Source organism: Corynebacterium maris DSM 45190 (assembly GCF_000442645.1).
GTDB lineage: Bacteria > Actinomycetota > Actinomycetes > Mycobacteriales > Mycobacteriaceae > Corynebacterium > Corynebacterium maris.
Genome location: NC_021915.1, coordinates 1,902,189 through 1,918,269, shown reverse-complemented (window position 1 = coordinate 1,918,269; position 16,081 = coordinate 1,902,189). Strand labels below are relative to the sequence as shown.

Annotated in this window: 15 protein-coding genes; 10 read left to right on the top strand and 5 right to left on the bottom strand. The window is 68.7% G+C overall.

The window, feature by feature from the left end:
* Positions 1 to 3: 3 nt before the first annotated feature.
* The 4 genes from B841_RS09010 (at position 4) to B841_RS08995 (ending at position 4,346) form a co-directional block, all read left to right on the top strand.
* The gene (locus tag B841_RS09010; RefSeq protein ID WP_020935186.1) at positions 4 to 1,140 is read left to right on the top strand and encodes a glycosyltransferase family 4 protein; all 1,137 of its coding nucleotides are present in this window, start codon (positions 4 to 6) and stop codon (positions 1,138 to 1,140) included.
* A gap of 128 nt (positions 1,141 to 1,268) precedes the next feature.
* Positions 1,269 to 2,237, top strand: a complete 969-nt coding sequence (locus B841_RS09005) for an ROK family protein (protein WP_020935185.1) — start codon at positions 1,269 to 1,271, stop codon at positions 2,235 to 2,237.
* Positions 2,238 to 2,289: 52 nt separating this feature from the next.
* Positions 2,290 to 3,042 (top strand): lysophospholipid acyltransferase family protein, encoded by a 753-nt coding sequence (locus B841_RS09000; RefSeq protein WP_020935184.1) that lies wholly within the window; start codon positions 2,290 to 2,292, stop codon positions 3,040 to 3,042.
* 152 nt (positions 3,043 to 3,194) lie between these two features.
* Positions 3,195 to 4,346: an acyltransferase family protein gene (locus B841_RS08995; RefSeq protein ID WP_020935183.1), complete on the top strand. Its 1,152-nt coding sequence runs from the start codon at positions 3,195 to 3,197 to the stop codon at positions 4,344 to 4,346.
* Positions 4,347 to 4,350: 4 nt separating this feature from the next.
* Here the strand turns inward: B841_RS08995 and B841_RS08990 are convergent, their stop codons facing one another.
* Complete coding sequence (locus tag B841_RS08990) at positions 4,351 to 5,718, bottom strand: glycosyltransferase 87 family protein (protein WP_156844746.1); 1,368 nt, start codon at positions 5,716 to 5,718, stop codon at positions 4,351 to 4,353.
* A 121-nt stretch (positions 5,719 to 5,839) separates the two neighbouring features.
* On the opposite strand from B841_RS08990, the gene B841_RS08985 reads away from it, so the two are divergent.
* Complete coding sequence (locus tag B841_RS08985) at positions 5,840 to 6,346, top strand: polyadenylate-specific 3'-exoribonuclease AS (RefSeq protein WP_020935181.1); 507 nt, start codon at positions 5,840 to 5,842, stop codon at positions 6,344 to 6,346.
* Positions 6,347 to 6,399: 53 nt separating this feature from the next.
* The gene (locus B841_RS08980; RefSeq protein ID WP_020935180.1) at positions 6,400 to 7,788 is read left to right on the top strand and encodes a class II 3-deoxy-7-phosphoheptulonate synthase; all 1,389 of its coding nucleotides are present in this window, start codon (positions 6,400 to 6,402) and stop codon (positions 7,786 to 7,788) included.
* A gap of 56 nt (positions 7,789 to 7,844) precedes the next feature.
* Here the strand turns inward: B841_RS08980 and pknB are convergent, their stop codons facing one another.
* Positions 7,845 to 10,088, bottom strand: coding sequence for a Stk1 family PASTA domain-containing Ser/Thr kinase (gene pknB / locus B841_RS08975; RefSeq protein WP_020935179.1), 2,244 nt, complete (start codon positions 10,086 to 10,088; stop codon positions 7,845 to 7,847).
* 59 nt (positions 10,089 to 10,147) lie between these two features.
* Between pknB and B841_RS08970 the strand changes: the two genes are divergently transcribed.
* Entirely contained in the window at positions 10,148 to 10,525 is a 378-nt protein-coding gene (locus tag B841_RS08970) for an Rv2175c family DNA-binding protein (RefSeq protein ID WP_404825477.1), read from the top strand.
* Here the strand turns inward: B841_RS08970 and B841_RS08965 are convergent.
* From B841_RS08965 to B841_RS08955, 3 genes are all read right to left on the bottom strand, one after another.
* Positions 10,512 to 12,071: an alpha-(1->6)-mannopyranosyltransferase A gene (locus B841_RS08965; RefSeq protein ID WP_020935177.1), complete on the bottom strand. Its 1,560-nt coding sequence runs from the start codon at positions 12,069 to 12,071 to the stop codon at positions 10,512 to 10,514. The genes B841_RS08970 and B841_RS08965 overlap by 14 nt on opposite strands.
* Before the next feature lie 4 nt (positions 12,072 to 12,075).
* The gene (locus B841_RS08960) at positions 12,076 to 13,173 is read right to left on the bottom strand and encodes a polyprenyl synthetase family protein (RefSeq protein ID WP_020935176.1); all 1,098 of its coding nucleotides are present in this window, start codon (positions 13,171 to 13,173) and stop codon (positions 12,076 to 12,078) included.
* A gap of 81 nt (positions 13,174 to 13,254) precedes the next feature.
* A complete protein-coding gene (locus tag B841_RS08955; RefSeq protein WP_041632248.1) occupies positions 13,255 to 13,836 on the bottom strand; it encodes a GNAT family N-acetyltransferase in 582 nt (193 codons plus the stop codon).
* Between the two features lie 158 nt (positions 13,837 to 13,994).
* On the opposite strand from B841_RS08955, the gene B841_RS08950 reads away from it, so the two are divergent.
* From B841_RS08950 to mraZ, 3 genes are all read left to right on the top strand, one after another.
* Positions 13,995 to 14,432 carry an SAV_6107 family HEPN domain-containing protein gene (locus B841_RS08950; protein WP_020935174.1) on the top strand — a complete coding sequence of 146 codons (438 nt, stop codon included), beginning with the start codon at positions 13,995 to 13,997 and terminating at the stop codon, positions 14,430 to 14,432.
* A 183-nt stretch (positions 14,433 to 14,615) separates the two neighbouring features.
* Complete coding sequence (locus tag B841_RS08945; protein ID WP_020935173.1) at positions 14,616 to 15,008, top strand: DUF3040 domain-containing protein; 393 nt, start codon at positions 14,616 to 14,618, stop codon at positions 15,006 to 15,008.
* A gap of 552 nt (positions 15,009 to 15,560) precedes the next feature.
* Entirely contained in the window at positions 15,561 to 15,995 is a 435-nt protein-coding gene (mraZ, locus tag B841_RS08940; protein WP_020935172.1) for a division/cell wall cluster transcriptional repressor MraZ, read from the top strand.
* Positions 15,996 to 16,081: the final 86 nt, after the last annotated feature.

The window sequence follows — 16,081 nt, the reverse complement described above, 5'->3', positions numbered from 1 at the left end:
TGCATGTCCCGCACGTTGCTCGTGACCAATGACTACCCGCCGAAGATCGGCGGAATTCAGTCGTACCTGCGTGATTTCGTCGCCACGCTCGACCCGGAGAACACGGTGGTCTTCGCGTCCACGCAGGATGCGGCAGCGGCGGAGCACCACGACGCGGCCGTCGCCCACGAGGTCATTCGGTGGCCGCACTGGCTGATGGCGCCGACGCCCGGCGTCGCGAAGCGGATGACGGAGATCATCGTCGACCGCGAGATTGACACCGTCTGGTTCGGCGCCGCCGCCCCGTTGGCCGTGCTGGCCCCGCACGCGCGCGCCGCCGGGGCCACCCGCACGATCGCCTCCACCCACGGACACGAGGTGGGGTGGTCGATGCTGCCCGGCGCCCGGCAGGTGCTGCGGCGCATCGGTGACGGGGTCGACGTGGTCACCTACATCTCCGACTACACGCTCGGCCGGATCCGTCCGGCGATCGGGGAGCGCGCCCGCTACGAGCATCTGCCGTCCGGGGTGGACGTCGAGATATTTCGGCCCGCCACGGAGCAGCAGCGCGCCCAGACCCGCGCCCGGTTCGGCCTCGGCGAGGAACCGCTGATCGTGTGTATTTCGCGGTTGGTGCCCAGAAAGGGGCAGGACCAGCTGATCCGGGCGTTGCCGGAGCTGCGTCGGCGACACCCGGGGACGCGGTTGGCGATCGTCGGCACCGGCTCCTACGAATCGACGCTGCGGGTGCTGGCCCGCCCCGTCAATGAGGCGACGCCGGGCGCGGTGCTGTTCACCGGGGCGCTGTCCTTCACCGACATGCGTGACCTGCTGGCCGCGGCGGACGTGTTCGCCATGCCGGCGCGCACCCGTGGCGCCGGGCTCGACGTGGAGGGCCTGGGCATCGTGTACCTGGAGGCGCAGGCCTGCGGTGTGCCGGTCGTCGCCGGCGATTCGGGCGGCGCCCCGGAGACCGTCACCCCGGACACCGGTCTGGTCGTGGACGGACGCAGCGTGCGCGACCTCGTCGCGGCGCTCGATCGCGTGCTTGCCGACGCCTCCCTGCGCGCCCGCATGGGGCGTGCGGGCAGGGCCCACGTTCAGGCCCGGTGGACGTGGGAGATCATGGGCCAGCGCCTGAACGATATGATCACACATTAATGGACGGGGCCGGGCCGCCGGGTATATTTTCTTGCGGACCATAACCCCAAAGTTTCAAGCGATCTCCTTCCCCGCAGGCACACACCGCCTGCGTGCGGCGGCGACGCGGCACCAACGAAAGCAGGACCATGCGCCCGAGCACGCACACGACGGCCCCGACCATCGGCTTCGACATCGGCGGCACCAACCTCCGGGCCGGCGTCGTCGACGCCGACGGCTCCCTGCGCGAATCCCGCTCCGTGCTGACCCCCGGCAGTGCCGGGGCCGTGGAGGACGCCGTCGTCGATCTGGTCGCCGCCCTGCGCGCCGACCACCCGGACGTCGCCGCCGTGGGGCTGGCGCTGGCCGGCTTCCTTAACGTCGAACGCACCGTCGTCCGCTTCGCCCCGCACCTGCCGTTTCGGGGCACGCCCCTGTACGAGCGGTTGCAGGCGCGTCTGGACGTCCCGGTCGTCCTCGAACACGACGCGAACGCCGCCGCCTGGGGCGAATACCGCTTCGGGGCGGGGGCGGGGGTGCACACGTGGGTGTTTTTCGCGGTGGGCACCGGCATCGGCGCCACCTTGATGGTGGACGGCGAGATCTACCGCGGCGCCTACGGCACGGCCCCGGAATTCGGTCACCTCACGGTGGTGCCGGGCGGGCGGGTCTGCTCGTGCGGAAAGAGCGGCTGCCTGGAGCGTTACGCCTCGGGCACGGCGCTGGTGCCCACCGCCCGGGAACTGGCCGGCCGCGGGGTCGGCGCCGGTTCCGCCCTGGCGCAGGCACTGGCCGAGGTCCCGGAGGAGGTCACCAGCCACGCCGTGGTCACCGCCGCCCGGGCAGGAGACGCGCTGGGACGGGCGGTGCTCGAAGATTTCGCGGACTGGCTGGGCCAAGGTTTCTCCGTCGTGGCCGATGTGCTGGACCCGGAGCTGATCGTGCTGGGCGGCGGCCTGTCCGACGACGCGGACCTGTACCTTGGCCGGGCGCGCGAAGCGGTGGCACGGCAGGTGGTCGGGGCGGGATTTCGCCCGGTGCCCCGCATCGCGACGGCCGAGCTCGGACCCGATGCGGGTATGATTGGCGTGGCTGATTTGGCCCGCCGCCAGGCCTGAGCACATATACCCCGCACACCTGTGTCGTTCCCACTCAAGGAGACCCCGAGCCATGCCCAGTAAGATGTACGCGATCGCCAAGGCACTCGTCGGGTGGACTTTTCATGTCTGGAACCGGCCGGAGATCGACGGGGTCGAGCACATCCCGGACGACGGCGCCGCCATCTTGGCCTCCAACCATCAGGCCGTCATGGACTCCATTTACCTGCCGTTGCTGGTGGACCGGCAGATCACTTTTCCCGCGAAGGCCGAGTACTTCACCACCCCCGGACCATTGGGGCGGGCGCGGGCGTGGTTCTTCCGGGCGGCAGGGCAGATCCCGGTGGACCGCGACGCCACCGACGCGGGCCAGGCGATGGTCACCGCGGCCCGTTCCGTCCTCGACCGCGGCGACCTCCTCGGCATTTACCCGGAGGGCACCCGTTCCCCGGACGGCCGCCTGTACAAGGGCCGCACCGGCATGGCCCGCATCGCGATGGCGACGGGGCACCCGGTGGTGCCGATCGCGATGATCGACTCCCGCAAGGCCAACCCCATCGGGACTTGGCTGCTGCGTCCGGCGAAGGTGCGCATCATCGTCGGCGAGGCCATTGACCCGCACGCCTGGGCCGCGCAGGAGGGGCTGGACCACACCGACCGCGCGGTGATGCGGCAGTTCACGGACCATGTCATGGCGGTGCTGGCGGAGCTGACCGGCCAGCCGTACGTGGACGTCTACGCCACGGACGTGAAGAAGTCACTGGCGGCCGGGGACGGGTATCCGGCGGGGGCGGAGCGGGGCGGAGAGCTCGAAACACGAGGTTAACCCTATTGTTTCCCTGGCAGTGCTCTGCTACCATAAGTATTCCTAATAGGATTTCAGGATGTAGTAACGCCGACGGGGACTGGCCGAGTGAGGTCGGCGAGGGGTCGGGGGACATCGACCAGGAGGATCCGTTGGCAACGACGAAGACACGCATGGCTTGGCCAGACATCGCCAAGGGGATTTCCATTCTCGGGGTGGTCACCCTGCATGTGGGGCTCGCCGTCCCCGAGGGCATGGACACCACGTTGGCGAAGATCAACACGCTGCTGGACCCGCTCCGCATGCCGTTGTTCTTCCTGGTCAGCGGATTCTTCGCCACCAAGATCTTCACTTTCACCTTCAGCCAGCTCTTCGCGCGCCGGCTGTGGTTTTTCCTCGTGCCCTACCTGGTGTGGGTGCCGGTCGAACTGTGGCTGAAATACCGTGAATACGCCATGGTCTTCGGCACCGACCCCTTGCCGTGGAGCGGGTATGCGGCGCATGTGCTGCAGGGCAAGAACATGGCGTGGTTCCTCTACGCGTTGGTGCTGTTCAACGTCATCCTCTGGTTGACCCGGCGGATGCCGCGCTGGGGAGTGGCCCTGGTCGCGCTCAGCCCGCTGTTGCTGCTGCCCGTGCACTACGACTGGCACATGGCCGGCAAGGCGGTGCTCTACCTGCCGGTCTTCCTGGCCGGCGCCTACCTGCGGCCCACGATCACCCGCTTCGCGGAGATGGCGTTGACGCCGTGGCGCCTGCTGTTCGCGGCCGGCACCTACGCCGCCGGGCTGGGCCTGATGGTCGCCTGGAACCGTTTCGCGGCGGGATCCGGCGACTCATTCGAGCTGCCGTGGCCGTTGCTGTTCGCCGACACGATCGGAACCTCGGAAGTGCGCCTGCCGGTGATGTCGGTGGTGCAGCTGCTCATGCTGCCCACCGCGATCGCGCTGACGGTGATCATCGCGAAGATCCCGTACCTGGCGCAGGGGCTGCAGAACCTCGGCCGCAACACGCTGATCATCTACCTCTCGCATCCGATCGCCTTCACCATCGGCTACCACTACCTGCAGGCGCAGCTGGAGATCGTGATCGCCCGCGACGCCGACGTGTGGTGGCACACCACGCAGTTCTGGATGCTCTACCTCTTCGCCCTCTCCGTGATCGGGGCGCTGGTGTTCCAGGCCATCAGCCGCACCCCGGTGCTGGGCTGGACGCTGACTCCGCCGAAGCTGCCGGAGCCGGGCCGCCGCGCACCGAAGACGGTGGCCTCCGCCGCGCCGCGCCAGTCCGTCGACGCCCCGGTGGACAGCCCCCGCCACACCTAGGCCGTCACCCGCCCGTGACCGCCGCGGCCACGACGCCGATCGCCAGCAGCACCGCGCAGACGAGAATCACCCGGGACCAGACCCGGGCGAGTGCGTCGTCGACGCCCGCCGCGCCGGTCAACGCGCGGGGGAGCACCACCGCGGTGAGAATCGTCAGCACGCCGAGGACCACGTAGGAACTGCCGGTCAGCTGCGCCCACCAGGGCCACAACAGTTCTGCGCCGTCGCGGTGGGGAAGCAGCCAGTGCGGCCCAATCAGACCCACCAGCCCGGTGAGCGCGGCCAGGGCACCCGCCGTGAGCCGCGCCGGACCCGTGGTGCGCAGCGCGGCCGCGACGAACACGACGGCCGCCGCGATCAGCCACACCCAGTGGTGGCTCCAGGAGACGGGGGAGCACAGCCCCGCGATCATTGAGGCCACCGTCAACGACGCCACCCGGCCGGACCGGCCCACGTCCCCGCCGGTGCGATGGAGCCGAAGCATGGCGGCGGTGATCAGGACGAGCAACGCCCCCACGATAAGCAGCCACAGCCAAGATTCCGCCGGGTGCTCCGGGCCGAGCAGCCGGGCGAGCACGCCTTTGACCGACTGGTTGGAGGCGTAGGCGGTGCCGCCGATGCGGTCGGTGTCGGCCAGCGTGGAAGCCCAGTAGTCCACGGAGTCGCGGGGCAGGATCAGCGCCGCCGCCCCCGTGAAAGCGAGGAAGGAGGCCACCGTCGCGGCCGCCGCGGCCCACCGGCGGTGGACGAGGAAGTAGAGGCCGAACACGGCGGGAGTGAGCTTGATCGCCGCGGCGAGACCCACGAACACGCCTCCCGCCCAGCTGCGCGACCACGGGGTACGCGCCACCGTGCCCACGACGACCAGCAGCATCAGCACCAGGTTGATCTGGCCGAAGAAGATGGTCTCGCGCACCGGCTCCGCCAGCAGCACCAGCGGCAGCACCGCCGTCGCCAGCGCCGCCGCCCGTCGCCCGCGCCACCGGGCGGAGGCGACGGCGTCGATGAGTAAGGCGGTGACCGACCACGCCAAGACCAGGTTGCCGACGGCGATGATCAGGCCGGCGGTCGTCTGGCTGACCAGCGCCAGCGGCACAAACAGCAGCGACGCGAACGGGGGATAGGTAAACGGCAGCGACGTCTGCGGGAAGCCGGTCTCCTCCCCGCCGACGAACAGCTGCTCGTGGTAGAGCTGCGCGCCGTCGAGGACGAATTGGCCGCCGGCCCGATAGACGGCGGCGTCGATGTAAAACCGCCAGGTCAAGCCGCCGGCGCCGACGGTGGCGAGGTAAAGCACGGCCATTGCCAAGGAAATGAGGAGGCCGGCTCCGGCCACGATCCGGAGTCGGGGCGTCGTCTGCACAGTAGTCACCCGCTAACCATAGGGCAGTGGCTGCGGACCCCGGCGAATATGGTCGAGGCGAAGGCGGTTAGTGTGGGAGGGCAACCGCGGTGCACCGCGCCCGCGTGAGTTTAGGAAGGATACCGGCGACGTGCGGTATTTCTACGACACCGAATTCATCGAAGACGGCACCACGATCGAACTGGTCTCCATCGGCATTGTGGCGGAGGACGGGCGCGAATATTACGCGGTCTCCACCGACTTCGACTCTTCGCGGGCCAACGCCTGGGTCCGCGAAAAAGTGCTGGCCAAATTGCCCAGCCCGAGCGACCCGGTGTGGAAGTCCGAACGCACCATCCGCGAAGAAGTGCTGGCCTTCCTCACCCGGGACGGCGCCCCCGACCTGTGGGCCTGGGTCGGCGCCTACGACCACGTGCTGCTGGCGCAGCTGTTCGGGGACATGGCGGCCTTACCCCGCGACATCCCCCGGTTCACCCACGAGCTCAAGCAGTACTGGTACATGGCCGGCCGCCCGCGGCTGCCGAAAGCCCCCCTCGGCAACCACGACGCACTCGTCGACGCACGGCACAACCTGGCTAAATTCCGCGCCTGCATGGAAGCGTTGCCGCTGGACGGCGGAAACCAGGTCCGGCGCTGACCGGAACCGGTTGGGCGTGTATTCCCAGCACACCCCGTGATAGAACTAAGGGTGTGAGTTGGACAATCGATATCCCCGAAGCCTTGCTGCCGGACCTCCCGCCCTTGCCCGCGGAACTGGACGCGCAGTTCAAGGACGTCATTTCCCGGGACGCCAAGCAGCAGCCCACCTGGGACCAGAAGCAAGCCGACAATGTGCGGGCGGTGCTCGAGTCCGTGCCGCCGATTGTCGTCGCGCCGGAAGTCACGGAGCTCAAGCGCAAGCTGGCCGACGTGGCCAACGGCGAGGCCTTCCTCCTGCAGGGCGGCGACTGCGCCGAGACCTTCGAGTCCAACACCGAGCCGCACATCCGCTCGAACATCAAGACCCTGCTGCAGATGGCCGTCGTGCTCACCTACGGCGCCTCCACCCCGGTGATCAAGCTGGCGCGCATCGCCGGCCAGTACGCCAAGCCGCGTTCCTCCGACCTGGACGCCAGCGGGCTGCCGAACTACCGCGGCGACATCGTCAACGGCGTGGAACCGACCCCGGAGGCGCGCAAGCACGACCCGACCCGCATGATCCGCGCCTACGCCAACTCGGCGGCGGCGATGAACCTGGTCCGTGCCCTGACCTCCTCGGGCACCGCCGATCTGTACCGCCTGCACGAGTGGAACCGCGAGTTCGTCGCCGCCTCCCCGGCGGGCGCGCGCTACCAGGCGCTGGCCAACGAGATCGAGGCCGGCCTGCGGTTCATGGACGCCGCCGGCGTCAACGACGAATCGCTGCGCACCTCCGACATCTACGCCTCCCATGAGGCGCTGCTGGTGGACTACGAGCGCGCCATGCTGCGCCTGCACGAGGACGAGGACGGCGTGACCCGCCTCTACGACCTGTCCGCACACCAGCTGTGGATCGGCGAGCGCACCCGCGGCGTCGACGACTTCCACGTCAACTTCGCGTCGATGATCGCCAACCCGATCGGCTTGAAGATCGGTCCGACGGTCACCCCGGAGGAAGCGGTCGCCTACGCGGCGAAGCTCGACCCGGAGCGCGAGCCGGGTCGCCTGACCTTCGTCGCCCGCATGGGCCACGACAAGGTCCGCGACGTCCTGCCGGCCGTCGTCCAGGCCGTCGAGGCCGAGGGCCACAAGGTCATCTGGCAGTCGGACCCGATGCACGGCAACACCTTCACCGCCTCCAACGGCTACAAGACGCGCCACTTTGACAAGGTCATCGACGAAGTGCAGGGCTTCTTCGAGGTCCACCGCGCACTGGGCACCCACCCGGGCGGCGTGCACATCGAGCTGACCGGCGAGGACGTCACCGAGTGCCTCGGCGGCGCCATGGACATCACCGACGTGGATCTGCCGGGCCGCTACGAGTCCGCCTGCGACCCGCGCCTGAACACCCAGCAGGCCCTCGAGCTGTCCTTCCTGGTCGCCGAGATGCTGCGCAACTAACGGTCGCAGCACCGAGCCCGGGGCCCCGGCAGGGGCCCCGGGCTCATCTCGTCTGACTACTCGTGTTCGACGCGGATACGTGCGCGCTGCGACACGTCCTCGCCGGCCGCGGGATTCTGAGACTGGACGGTGTCGGGGTCGTCGCGGCGGGACGCGCCGCTGATCCGCAGGCCCGCGTCTTCCAGGACTTCCCGGGCGTCGGCGACGCTGAGCCCCACGACATTCGGCGCCGGGATCCTCCCCGGCACGGTGACCGTGACCTCCATGTCCTCCTCCGGGTCCAGCAACGTGCCCGGGTCGGGGGAGATCCCCACCACGGCGTCGAAATCGACGCCGGCGGCGTCGCGGTCACGGGTGGTGTCGACGTCGAAGCCCTCGTCCTCGAGCGCGTCCACGGCGTCGTCGAGCGACGTCCCGGCCAGATCCGGCACCCGCACCGCCGTGGAGAGCACCAGGTCGACGCGGTCCCCGCGCTCCAGGTTCGTGCCCGGGCCCGGATCAACGGAGACGACGTTGCCGCCGAAGATCCTGTCGTCGAACTCCTCGGTCACCTCGCCGACGTTCAGGCCGGCCTCGTCCAGCATGCGCCGGGCCTCGGCGAGCCCCTGTCCCTCGACTTCAGGCACGGTGGCCGGCTGCGGGCCCTGGGAGATGGCCACCGTCACCGTCGAGTTCATCGGCACGGGCGTGCCCGGGGCGGGGGAGGCGTCCGCGACCGCGCCGACGGGCACGTCGGAAGAGTAGACCGACTCGCCGGTCTCCACGCTTAAGGTGCGTTCCCCCGCCAACGCCCGGTAATCCTCCACGCTGACCCCGCCGGGGATCTCCGGCACCGTCGGCTGCCCCTGAGAGACTAAGACGACGACCTGCTCACCGGGCAGCAGACCCGTCCCGCCCGGCGGCTCCGTCCCCACCGTCTGATCCGCGGGAACCTCATCGTGGTAGACGATGCGGGTGGCCGACACGAAACCCGCCTCCTCCACCTGGGCGACGGCGGCGGCCCGGTCGGCGCCGAACACCTGGGGGATTTCGCCGTAGCGGCCGGAACCGAACCACCAGCCACCCAGACCGACGGCGGCGACGAGCACCGCCACCATGAGCAGACCGACGATCAACCGCCCCGGGGAGCGGTTGCTCACGGGCGGGGGAGCGTCACCCCGCTCCGTGTGCTCGTCGGAGACCTGCGTGGCGGGGGCGTCGGCGCCGATCTCCTCGAGCGGGCCCTGCACCGGCGCCGGCTCCGGGGCGACGGGCGCCGCACCCACCACGCGCGTCTGCTCCAGCGGCTCTTGCCCCGCGGCGGGCAGGACCCCGGTGGCGTCGTCGACGACCTCGGTCGGGCCCTGATCCGCCACGTCGCCGCCGCGCGGAATGACGCCGGTCGCACCGATCACGCCGGTGGTGTCCGTGGGCACCTCGGTGGCGCGGTGGGCGGCGGAGTTGCGCGGAATCGGCACGGTGTAGGACGGCAGCCGCAGCTCCTCGGCCACGTCGTCGAGGGCGGCGAGGAATTCCCCCGCATCGGTGAAACGATCCTCCGGGTCGCGCCGGGTGGCGGTGGCGACCAACTCGTCGAACAGCGGGGGGATGCCGTCGATGCGCGAGCTGGCCAGCGGCATGTCCTCCTCCAGCCGAGCCATCGCGTGCGCATAGTCGGCGCCACCGGAAAACGGGGTCGTGCCGGTCAACAGCTCGAACATCACGATGCCGGCGGAATAGACGTCCGAGGCGGGCGAGATCTCCGAACCGTCGACCTGCTCGGGGGAGAGGTAGGCGACGGTGCCGATGATCTCGTTGTTCGTCGCCGCGGCGGAAATGCCGCGCACGAGTCCGAAGTCGCCGAGCTTCACGCTGTGATCGCCGTTGATCAACACGTTGTCGGGCTTGATGTCGCGGTGGACCATCCCCTTGGCGTGCGCGACGGATAAACCGGTGAGCACGAAACGCATCACGGCGGTGGCCGCGTGCGGGGGCATCGGCCCGCGCTCGGCGAGCAACTCGCGCAACGTGCCGCCCGTGATCAGCTCCATGACCAGGTAGACGTCGTCGTCCTCGGAGGAGAAATCGTAGACGTCCACCAGGTTCGGGTGCTTGAGCTGGGCCATGGCCTGAGCTTCCCGACGGAACCGGTCCCGGAACACGGGGTCGTCGACGAACCGCGCGTCCATCACCTTGGCGGCGACTTCGCGGCTGAGGCGCAGATCCACGCACCGGTAGACCGTCGACATGCCGCCACGCGCGATCGGATGATCGATGCGGTACCGGCGTTCCAGGACGTCCCCGACTGCGAGCTGACTCATGGTCAACAGTATGGCCGAATTCTCACCCCGAGCGAAACTTGGGAAGCCCGCGTCGTACACTGATCGGCGTGAGCCAGAACAACACCGCCCTGACTGCCCTGCTCGCCGACGAAGTGCTGCTCAGCCTGCCCGCCGTCGCCGAACAGTTCAACATGCCCGTCACCAAGGTCGGCGACCTGCTGACCGACCGCAAACTGGTCGCCTTCCGCGTCGACGGCCGAAAGACCGTCCCCGCCGCGCTGGTGGGCGACGGCGACCACCCCAGCAAGTTCGTGGCCGGCGCCATCACGGTGCTCGCCGACGGCGGCTACACCGACGAAGAAATCCTCGAGTACCTCTTCACCGCCGACGACACGCTGCCGGGCCGGCCCGTCGACGCCCTGCACGGCCACGGCGCCCGCGAAGTCATCCGCCGCGCGCAGGCTATGGCGCTGTAACGGACGCCGGCCGTTCCGTCCCCGGCGCCGCGTCCCCGCTCCGGTCGAGGCCGGGCCGCAGATGGGCGTCCAGGGGGAAGACGTACACCGTCAGCACCCAGGCGAGGATCAGCGACGCCGCCACCCACGCCAGGTTGTACAGCTGGTGGTTGCCGCTGCCCTCGAAGGACAAGGTGAGGAACACCGACGCCCCGACCGTCAGCTTCAACACCCACCGCGGCGGGGTGAACGTTCCCGCCAGCGACACCACGGACGCGTAGTACCACGGCAGCGTGACCGAGTTCGTCATGAACGCCACCTGGTAGGCCAGCGTCGTGCCCATCACCGCGCGACGATCGTCCTGCCGAAACAGCCACCACACGACCACCAGCCCGGTCAGCATCAGCACCGTGCCCAGCGGCCGGAACACCCCCAGCAGGACGTTGTAGTCGAAGGAGGGGGCGAACAGCTGGATGAACGGCAGCGTCAGCTCCGTGAGGAGGGTCGGCCCCGCCAGCGGGTTGATCACCTTGGAGTTTCCCGAGATCTCCTGCAGCCAGCCCCACGAGGAGCCGGACAGCCAAGTCACCGCCGAAATCACCGCCAGCGTGACCGCCACCCCGGCCGCGCCGGTGGCCACGAAAGCGACGGCCCGCCGGGCCCACGTGGGGCGGTCGCCCGCGTAATGGTTAGTGGCCATCCACACGACAAAAGGCAACGCGATGGCCGCCGTGGCCTTCAGGGCCACCGCCACCGCGATGAGGGCGGTGCCGAGGATGAAGCGCCGACGCAGGCACGCGAGCAGCCCGACGGAGACGAGCCCGACCATGACGGACTCGTTGTGCATGCCGCCCACCAGGTGCAGCACCATCACCGGGTTGGCCACCCCCAGCCACAACGCCATCGCGGGATCCCCGCCCAACCGCCGGGCGATGCGCGGCACCGCCCACGCGATCGCGGTGAAACCCGCCAGCGAAATCAGCTTGTACACGATCAGCCCGGCGGCGACGTTGTCGCCCACCACCCCGGTGACGCCGCTGCCCATCCACAGATGCAGCGGCCCGTACGGGGTGGTCGTGTTCCGCCAGTCGTGCGAGACCTCCAACAGATACGGGCCGGGGTTGACGGCCGCGCCCTCCGAATAAGGGTCGAAGCCGTCGCGGACCATCGCGCCCTGCATCAGATACGAATACACGTCGCGGGACAGGATCGGGGCGGCCACCACCAACGGCGCCACCCACGCCACCAACGACCTGCGCACCGTGGCGGTGCGCGCAGCGTCGTCGGCGGGGGAGTCCACCACCGCGGACCTGCCCAGCAACACCCAGGACAGCAGCAGCACGAGAATGCCGACCCACAACACCGCCGCAGACATGCCGGCGCCGTGGCCGAAGGTCAGAAACTCAAGGTCGAGCGCCTCCAACAGCCCGCCTCGGTTCCGGGTCGCGCCCGCACCGAAAGAGCCCAACGCGATGAGCGCCGACCCGATGACCCCGAGCACCGCCGGAGAAGGCAACCGACGGGCGAGGTTCTCCAACCGCCAGCGGCCGCTCTGCAACACAGCCATGGGGTCAGCTGCGACGTTCGGTCGCACGGACGGCGAGGTCGCGCAACGTCTCCGTCACATCAGGGGAGACCTCGGCCTCCGCCAAGTGCGCCAGCCCGGACTCAGTCAGCTCCGTGATCATCTCCTCCACGACCTCCGGAGCGCCGGTGGCCGCGATCAACTGCGCCAGGCGAGAAAGCTCCGCCGGATCGACGGCGACGCCCACCCCGGCACGTAGCTGGGCGGCGGCCTCCGGGGCGTCGGCGTCCGCACGCTGCAGGGCGGTGGCCAACAGCACCGTGCGCTTACCCTCACGCAAATCGTCGTTCGCGGGTTTACCGGTGACCTCCGGGTCGCCGAAGACACCGAGCTGATCGTCGCGCAACTGGAAAGCGACGCCGATGTCCCGGCCGTAACCGCGGAACGCCTCGACGAGACGGTCCGGGGCGTCCGCGATGGCGGCGCCCAGATGTAACGGACGCTCGATCGTGTACGCCGCGGTCTTGAAACGGTTGACCGACTGCGCGCTGTCCACATCCTCGGAGCCTGTGTTCTCCAGGTAGATGTCGAGCAACTGCCCGCCGATGACCTCCGTGCGCATCCCCACCCACGGCGCTCGAACCCGGGCCAACGCCGCCGGGGACAGCCCAGAATCCTGCAGCATGTCCTCCGCCCAGATCAACGCGAGGTCGCCGGCCAGAATCGCGACGGACTCACCGAAATGATCCGCGTCGCCGTGCCAGCCGTGGCCCCGGTGTGCGGCCGCCGCGGCCCGGTGCACCGTCGGATTGCCGCGCCGGGTGTCGGAGGAATCGATGATGTCGTCGTGGATCAGGGCACAAGCCTGAATGAACTCCAACGAGCTCACGGCCCGCAGCACCGCGTCCGGATCCTCCTCGCCGTCCAGCCCGCCGGCGCCCACGAAACCGGCCCAGGCGAAGAGGGGGCGGACACGCTTGCCGCCGCCGAGGACGAAATCTTCCAGATACGACATCGCCGTGGTCACGGCGGGACCGATCTCCGCGACCTGGGCGCGCCGGGAGTCGATGAACTCGGCGAGGACCTGGCGGGCCGCCTCGGGGATCTGGTCAAGGGACAGGGTGGCGGCGTCGGGGTGAGTCACGGGGGAAGGTTTCCTTACATGGTGGGATCCGGCCGGAGATGGAACGATCTCACTCTACCGAGCGGGGCACTGGGCCGGAAGCTAGCGGTCCCGGCGGGAGGAGGGGTGTTCCAGGGGCAGCGGGACGCCGAGGACGGCGAAGGGGCGGGTGTCTCCGTCGAAGTGGAAGTGGCGCAGCACATCGTGGAAGCCGAAAGAGCGGTACAGGCCGAAGGCGTTGTTGTCTTCGCCGGGGATCTCAGGCGTGGACAACAGCGCGATCCGGGCGGGGGCGTTCCACAGCAGGTCGGTCAGTAGGCGGCGGCCGACGCCGGCGCCCTGCAGGCCCGGCCGCACGTGGATCTCGGCGATTTCAAAGTAGTCGCCGGCGATGTCCCTGATCGCCTCGTCGTCATGTCCGTCCGCCTGTAATCCCTTGCGCAGTTGCCGGTCCCACCAGGTTTCGCGGGTGCCGAGGAAGCCGTAGGCCAGGCCGATGACGTCGTTGTGGGTGGCGGCGACGATGGCGGTGAACCCGGGTAAGCGGGTGTCCTCCCGCCAGGCGCGGATGCGCTGGTTGCGGACGGAGGGGCTGTAACCCATGGCGGCGATGTAGATGTCCACCAGTCGCGGGGCGGCGATGGAGAATTCAGGCCCGGAGATGCGGCGGATCGAAATATTCACGTCCCCATCGAACCAGAGCTTCCGGGTGGGGGCCACCACCGGGCAGGGGTTCGAATAGGTGTTCTATTTGCGGGGTGGTGATGTCCGGCGCTGTTTCTACTGTGAGGGCAGAAGGAAACCGGCGCCCCGGCCGGTTCGACCGCAAGAAGGCGACCCGCATGGCCCAGATCATCTCTGCCACGACCCGCGTCGGCCACCGAGTGAGTGCGCGCGACCGCCATCTCTTTGCCGCGCGGACATTGCTCGACCAGGCCCGCGACCACCTTTCCCGCAGCGAGGCCGGGCTGGCGCTGGAAAACGCCTACCTGGCGGCGCTACGCACCGCGGGCGCCCGCATCGCGGTCTCCGAAGTCCTGGCTAAACGTAAGCGGTTGCCGTCGAGCGCCTGGGACAAACTGGCGCTGGTGGACGGCGCGGGCTTTGCCCGGTCGCAGGAATTCTCCGACTACTCCGCCTGGCGTTCCCGCGTGGGCTCCGGCGTCGAACGTGACCCGGACGCCGGGCTCGTCGGCGACTTACTCGACCGCGCGGAGGCATTTCTTGCGGAGGTCGAAGTGGGCGCCGGGTGGCGGTCGTCCGATGGGGACGCCGCCTAAAAACGGTGGTCGTGCGCAGATAGGGGACGCCGGTGGGGCGTGTCGCACAAAAGAAAGAATCCATCATTGGTATTGGAGGGAACAAAGTAGATACGCTGGACGTTAGTAAAGTAGACGGTAATTCGACCGCGGTGGAACGGTTACCGGGGCTAAGTTCGAATCACACGACAACCTGGAGGAACAGTGTCGCTATCAGAGCAGGAGCAGCGGGCACTCAGGGAGATTGAGCGCTCCCTTCTCGCTGACGATCCTAAGTTCGGCGCGTCTGTGGCCGCCGACAGTACTTTTTCCGGCGGCCGTGGCTCGGTGACGCTGCGTGGTGTCGCCATCGCTGTCGTGGGGCTCATTCTGCTGATCGCGGGCGTCGCTCTCGCCCAGGTCAGTTTCTGGTTCATCGCCCTCAGCATCGCTGGATTCCTCGTCATGCTCGGTGCCGGCGTCTGGATGCTGCGGACCCCGAACACGGGGGGCTCCGGCGAGGCGGAGGGTAAGCGTGGCGGGCGTCAGCCCCGTGACGGTTCATCGCCCTCGAAGTTGGAGGAAAACTTCCGCCGTCGATTCGAAGGCAACCAGTAACCCTTCACTGAGCGGAGGCCCACCTCGGCCCGCCCCGGCACGTGCTGCCGTCGACCCCGCCCGGGTCGACGGCAGCACGTGCTTTCCCACTTTCCTCCGCGCAAGGCCACCCACCTCCCCCCACCGCGCGACACGCGCGGGGAACCCTTCCAAAACCCTGCCAATTTTCGTGTGACGCACTGTCCGCCCGGTCATGCCCCGGCCAGGTTCCATTTAAGCGCCGGGCGGGCGATGAACGGGCCAAAAAACTGCTGGTCGACGCGGATGTGCACGGCGGTGGTGTGGGCGGGGAAACTTGCGGCGGCGGCCCCTGGCTGAGTGTCCGTCCATCACTTTCCGCGTCCTGTTTCCGGGGCAAGCAGGGGTGATGGGGATATTCGGCGGATCGCCGGGCGGGTTGCCTGTTGATTGTGGGGCGAAGTGGGTTAAAGTGGGGCCAGTGGCGAACACGGAAAACACTTCGCAATTGTTCTCCGGGTGAGGCACTGAGAAATGAATCCGAGCTATTGATCAAACGTTCCCGTCGGCGGGCCAAGGGAAGGGGCACCGAGGATGTTTCTCGGCACCTACACCCCGAAGCTCGACGACAAAGGGCGGTTGACTCTGCCGGCCAAGTTTCGTGAGGATTTGGTCGGCGGAATGGTGATCACGAAAGGGCAGGACCACAGTCTTGCGGTCTACCCGAAGGTTGAGTTCGAGGAACGCGCCCGCAAAGCGGCCGCGATCTCCCGGACCAACCCTCGAGCCCGCGCGTTCATCCGCAACCTCGCAGCCAGCGCTGACGAGCAGCGGCCGGACGGGCACGGACGGGTCACTTTGTCGGCCGCCCACCGCGAATATGCGCGGTTGACCAAGGAATGCGTGGTCATCGGGTCGGTGGACTTTCTGGAAATCTGGGATTCCGAATCCTGGGCCGAATACCAAAAGGAGACGGAAGCCGCCTATTCGGCGGCGGACGCAGACGAATTCCTCGCCGGTCTTCTCTAGAAGGCCGGAACCCGCGGAGCGCGTGTACGGACTCTGCTCGAGGCCGGGTGCTCTGGTGTACTTCCCCGACATCAGATCCCCGCTTC

Excerpts from the sequence above, each read along its gene's own strand:
- B841_RS08965 (WP_020935177.1), bottom strand. The coding sequence starts at position 12,071 with ATGGCTGTGTTGCAGAGCGGCCGCTGGCGGTTGGAGAACCTCGCCCGT.
- B841_RS09010 (WP_020935186.1), top strand. The coding sequence starts at position 4 with ATGTCCCGCACGTTGCTCGTGACCAATGACTACCCGCCGAAGATCGGC.
- B841_RS09000 (WP_020935184.1), top strand. The coding sequence starts at position 2,290 with ATGCCCAGTAAGATGTACGCGATCGCCAAGGCACTCGTCGGGTGGACT.
- pknB (WP_020935179.1), bottom strand. The coding sequence starts at position 10,088 with ATGAGTCAGCTCGCAGTCGGGGACGTCCTGGAACGCCGGTACCGCATC.
- mraZ (WP_020935172.1), top strand. The coding sequence starts at position 15,561 with ATGTTTCTCGGCACCTACACCCCGAAGCTCGACGACAAAGGGCGGTTG.
- B841_RS09005 (WP_020935185.1), top strand. The coding sequence starts at position 1,269 with ATGCGCCCGAGCACGCACACGACGGCCCCGACCATCGGCTTCGACATC.
- B841_RS08950 (WP_020935174.1), top strand. The coding sequence starts at position 13,995 with ATGGCCCAGATCATCTCTGCCACGACCCGCGTCGGCCACCGAGTGAGT.
- B841_RS08995 (WP_020935183.1), top strand. The coding sequence starts at position 3,195 with ATGGCTTGGCCAGACATCGCCAAGGGGATTTCCATTCTCGGGGTGGTC.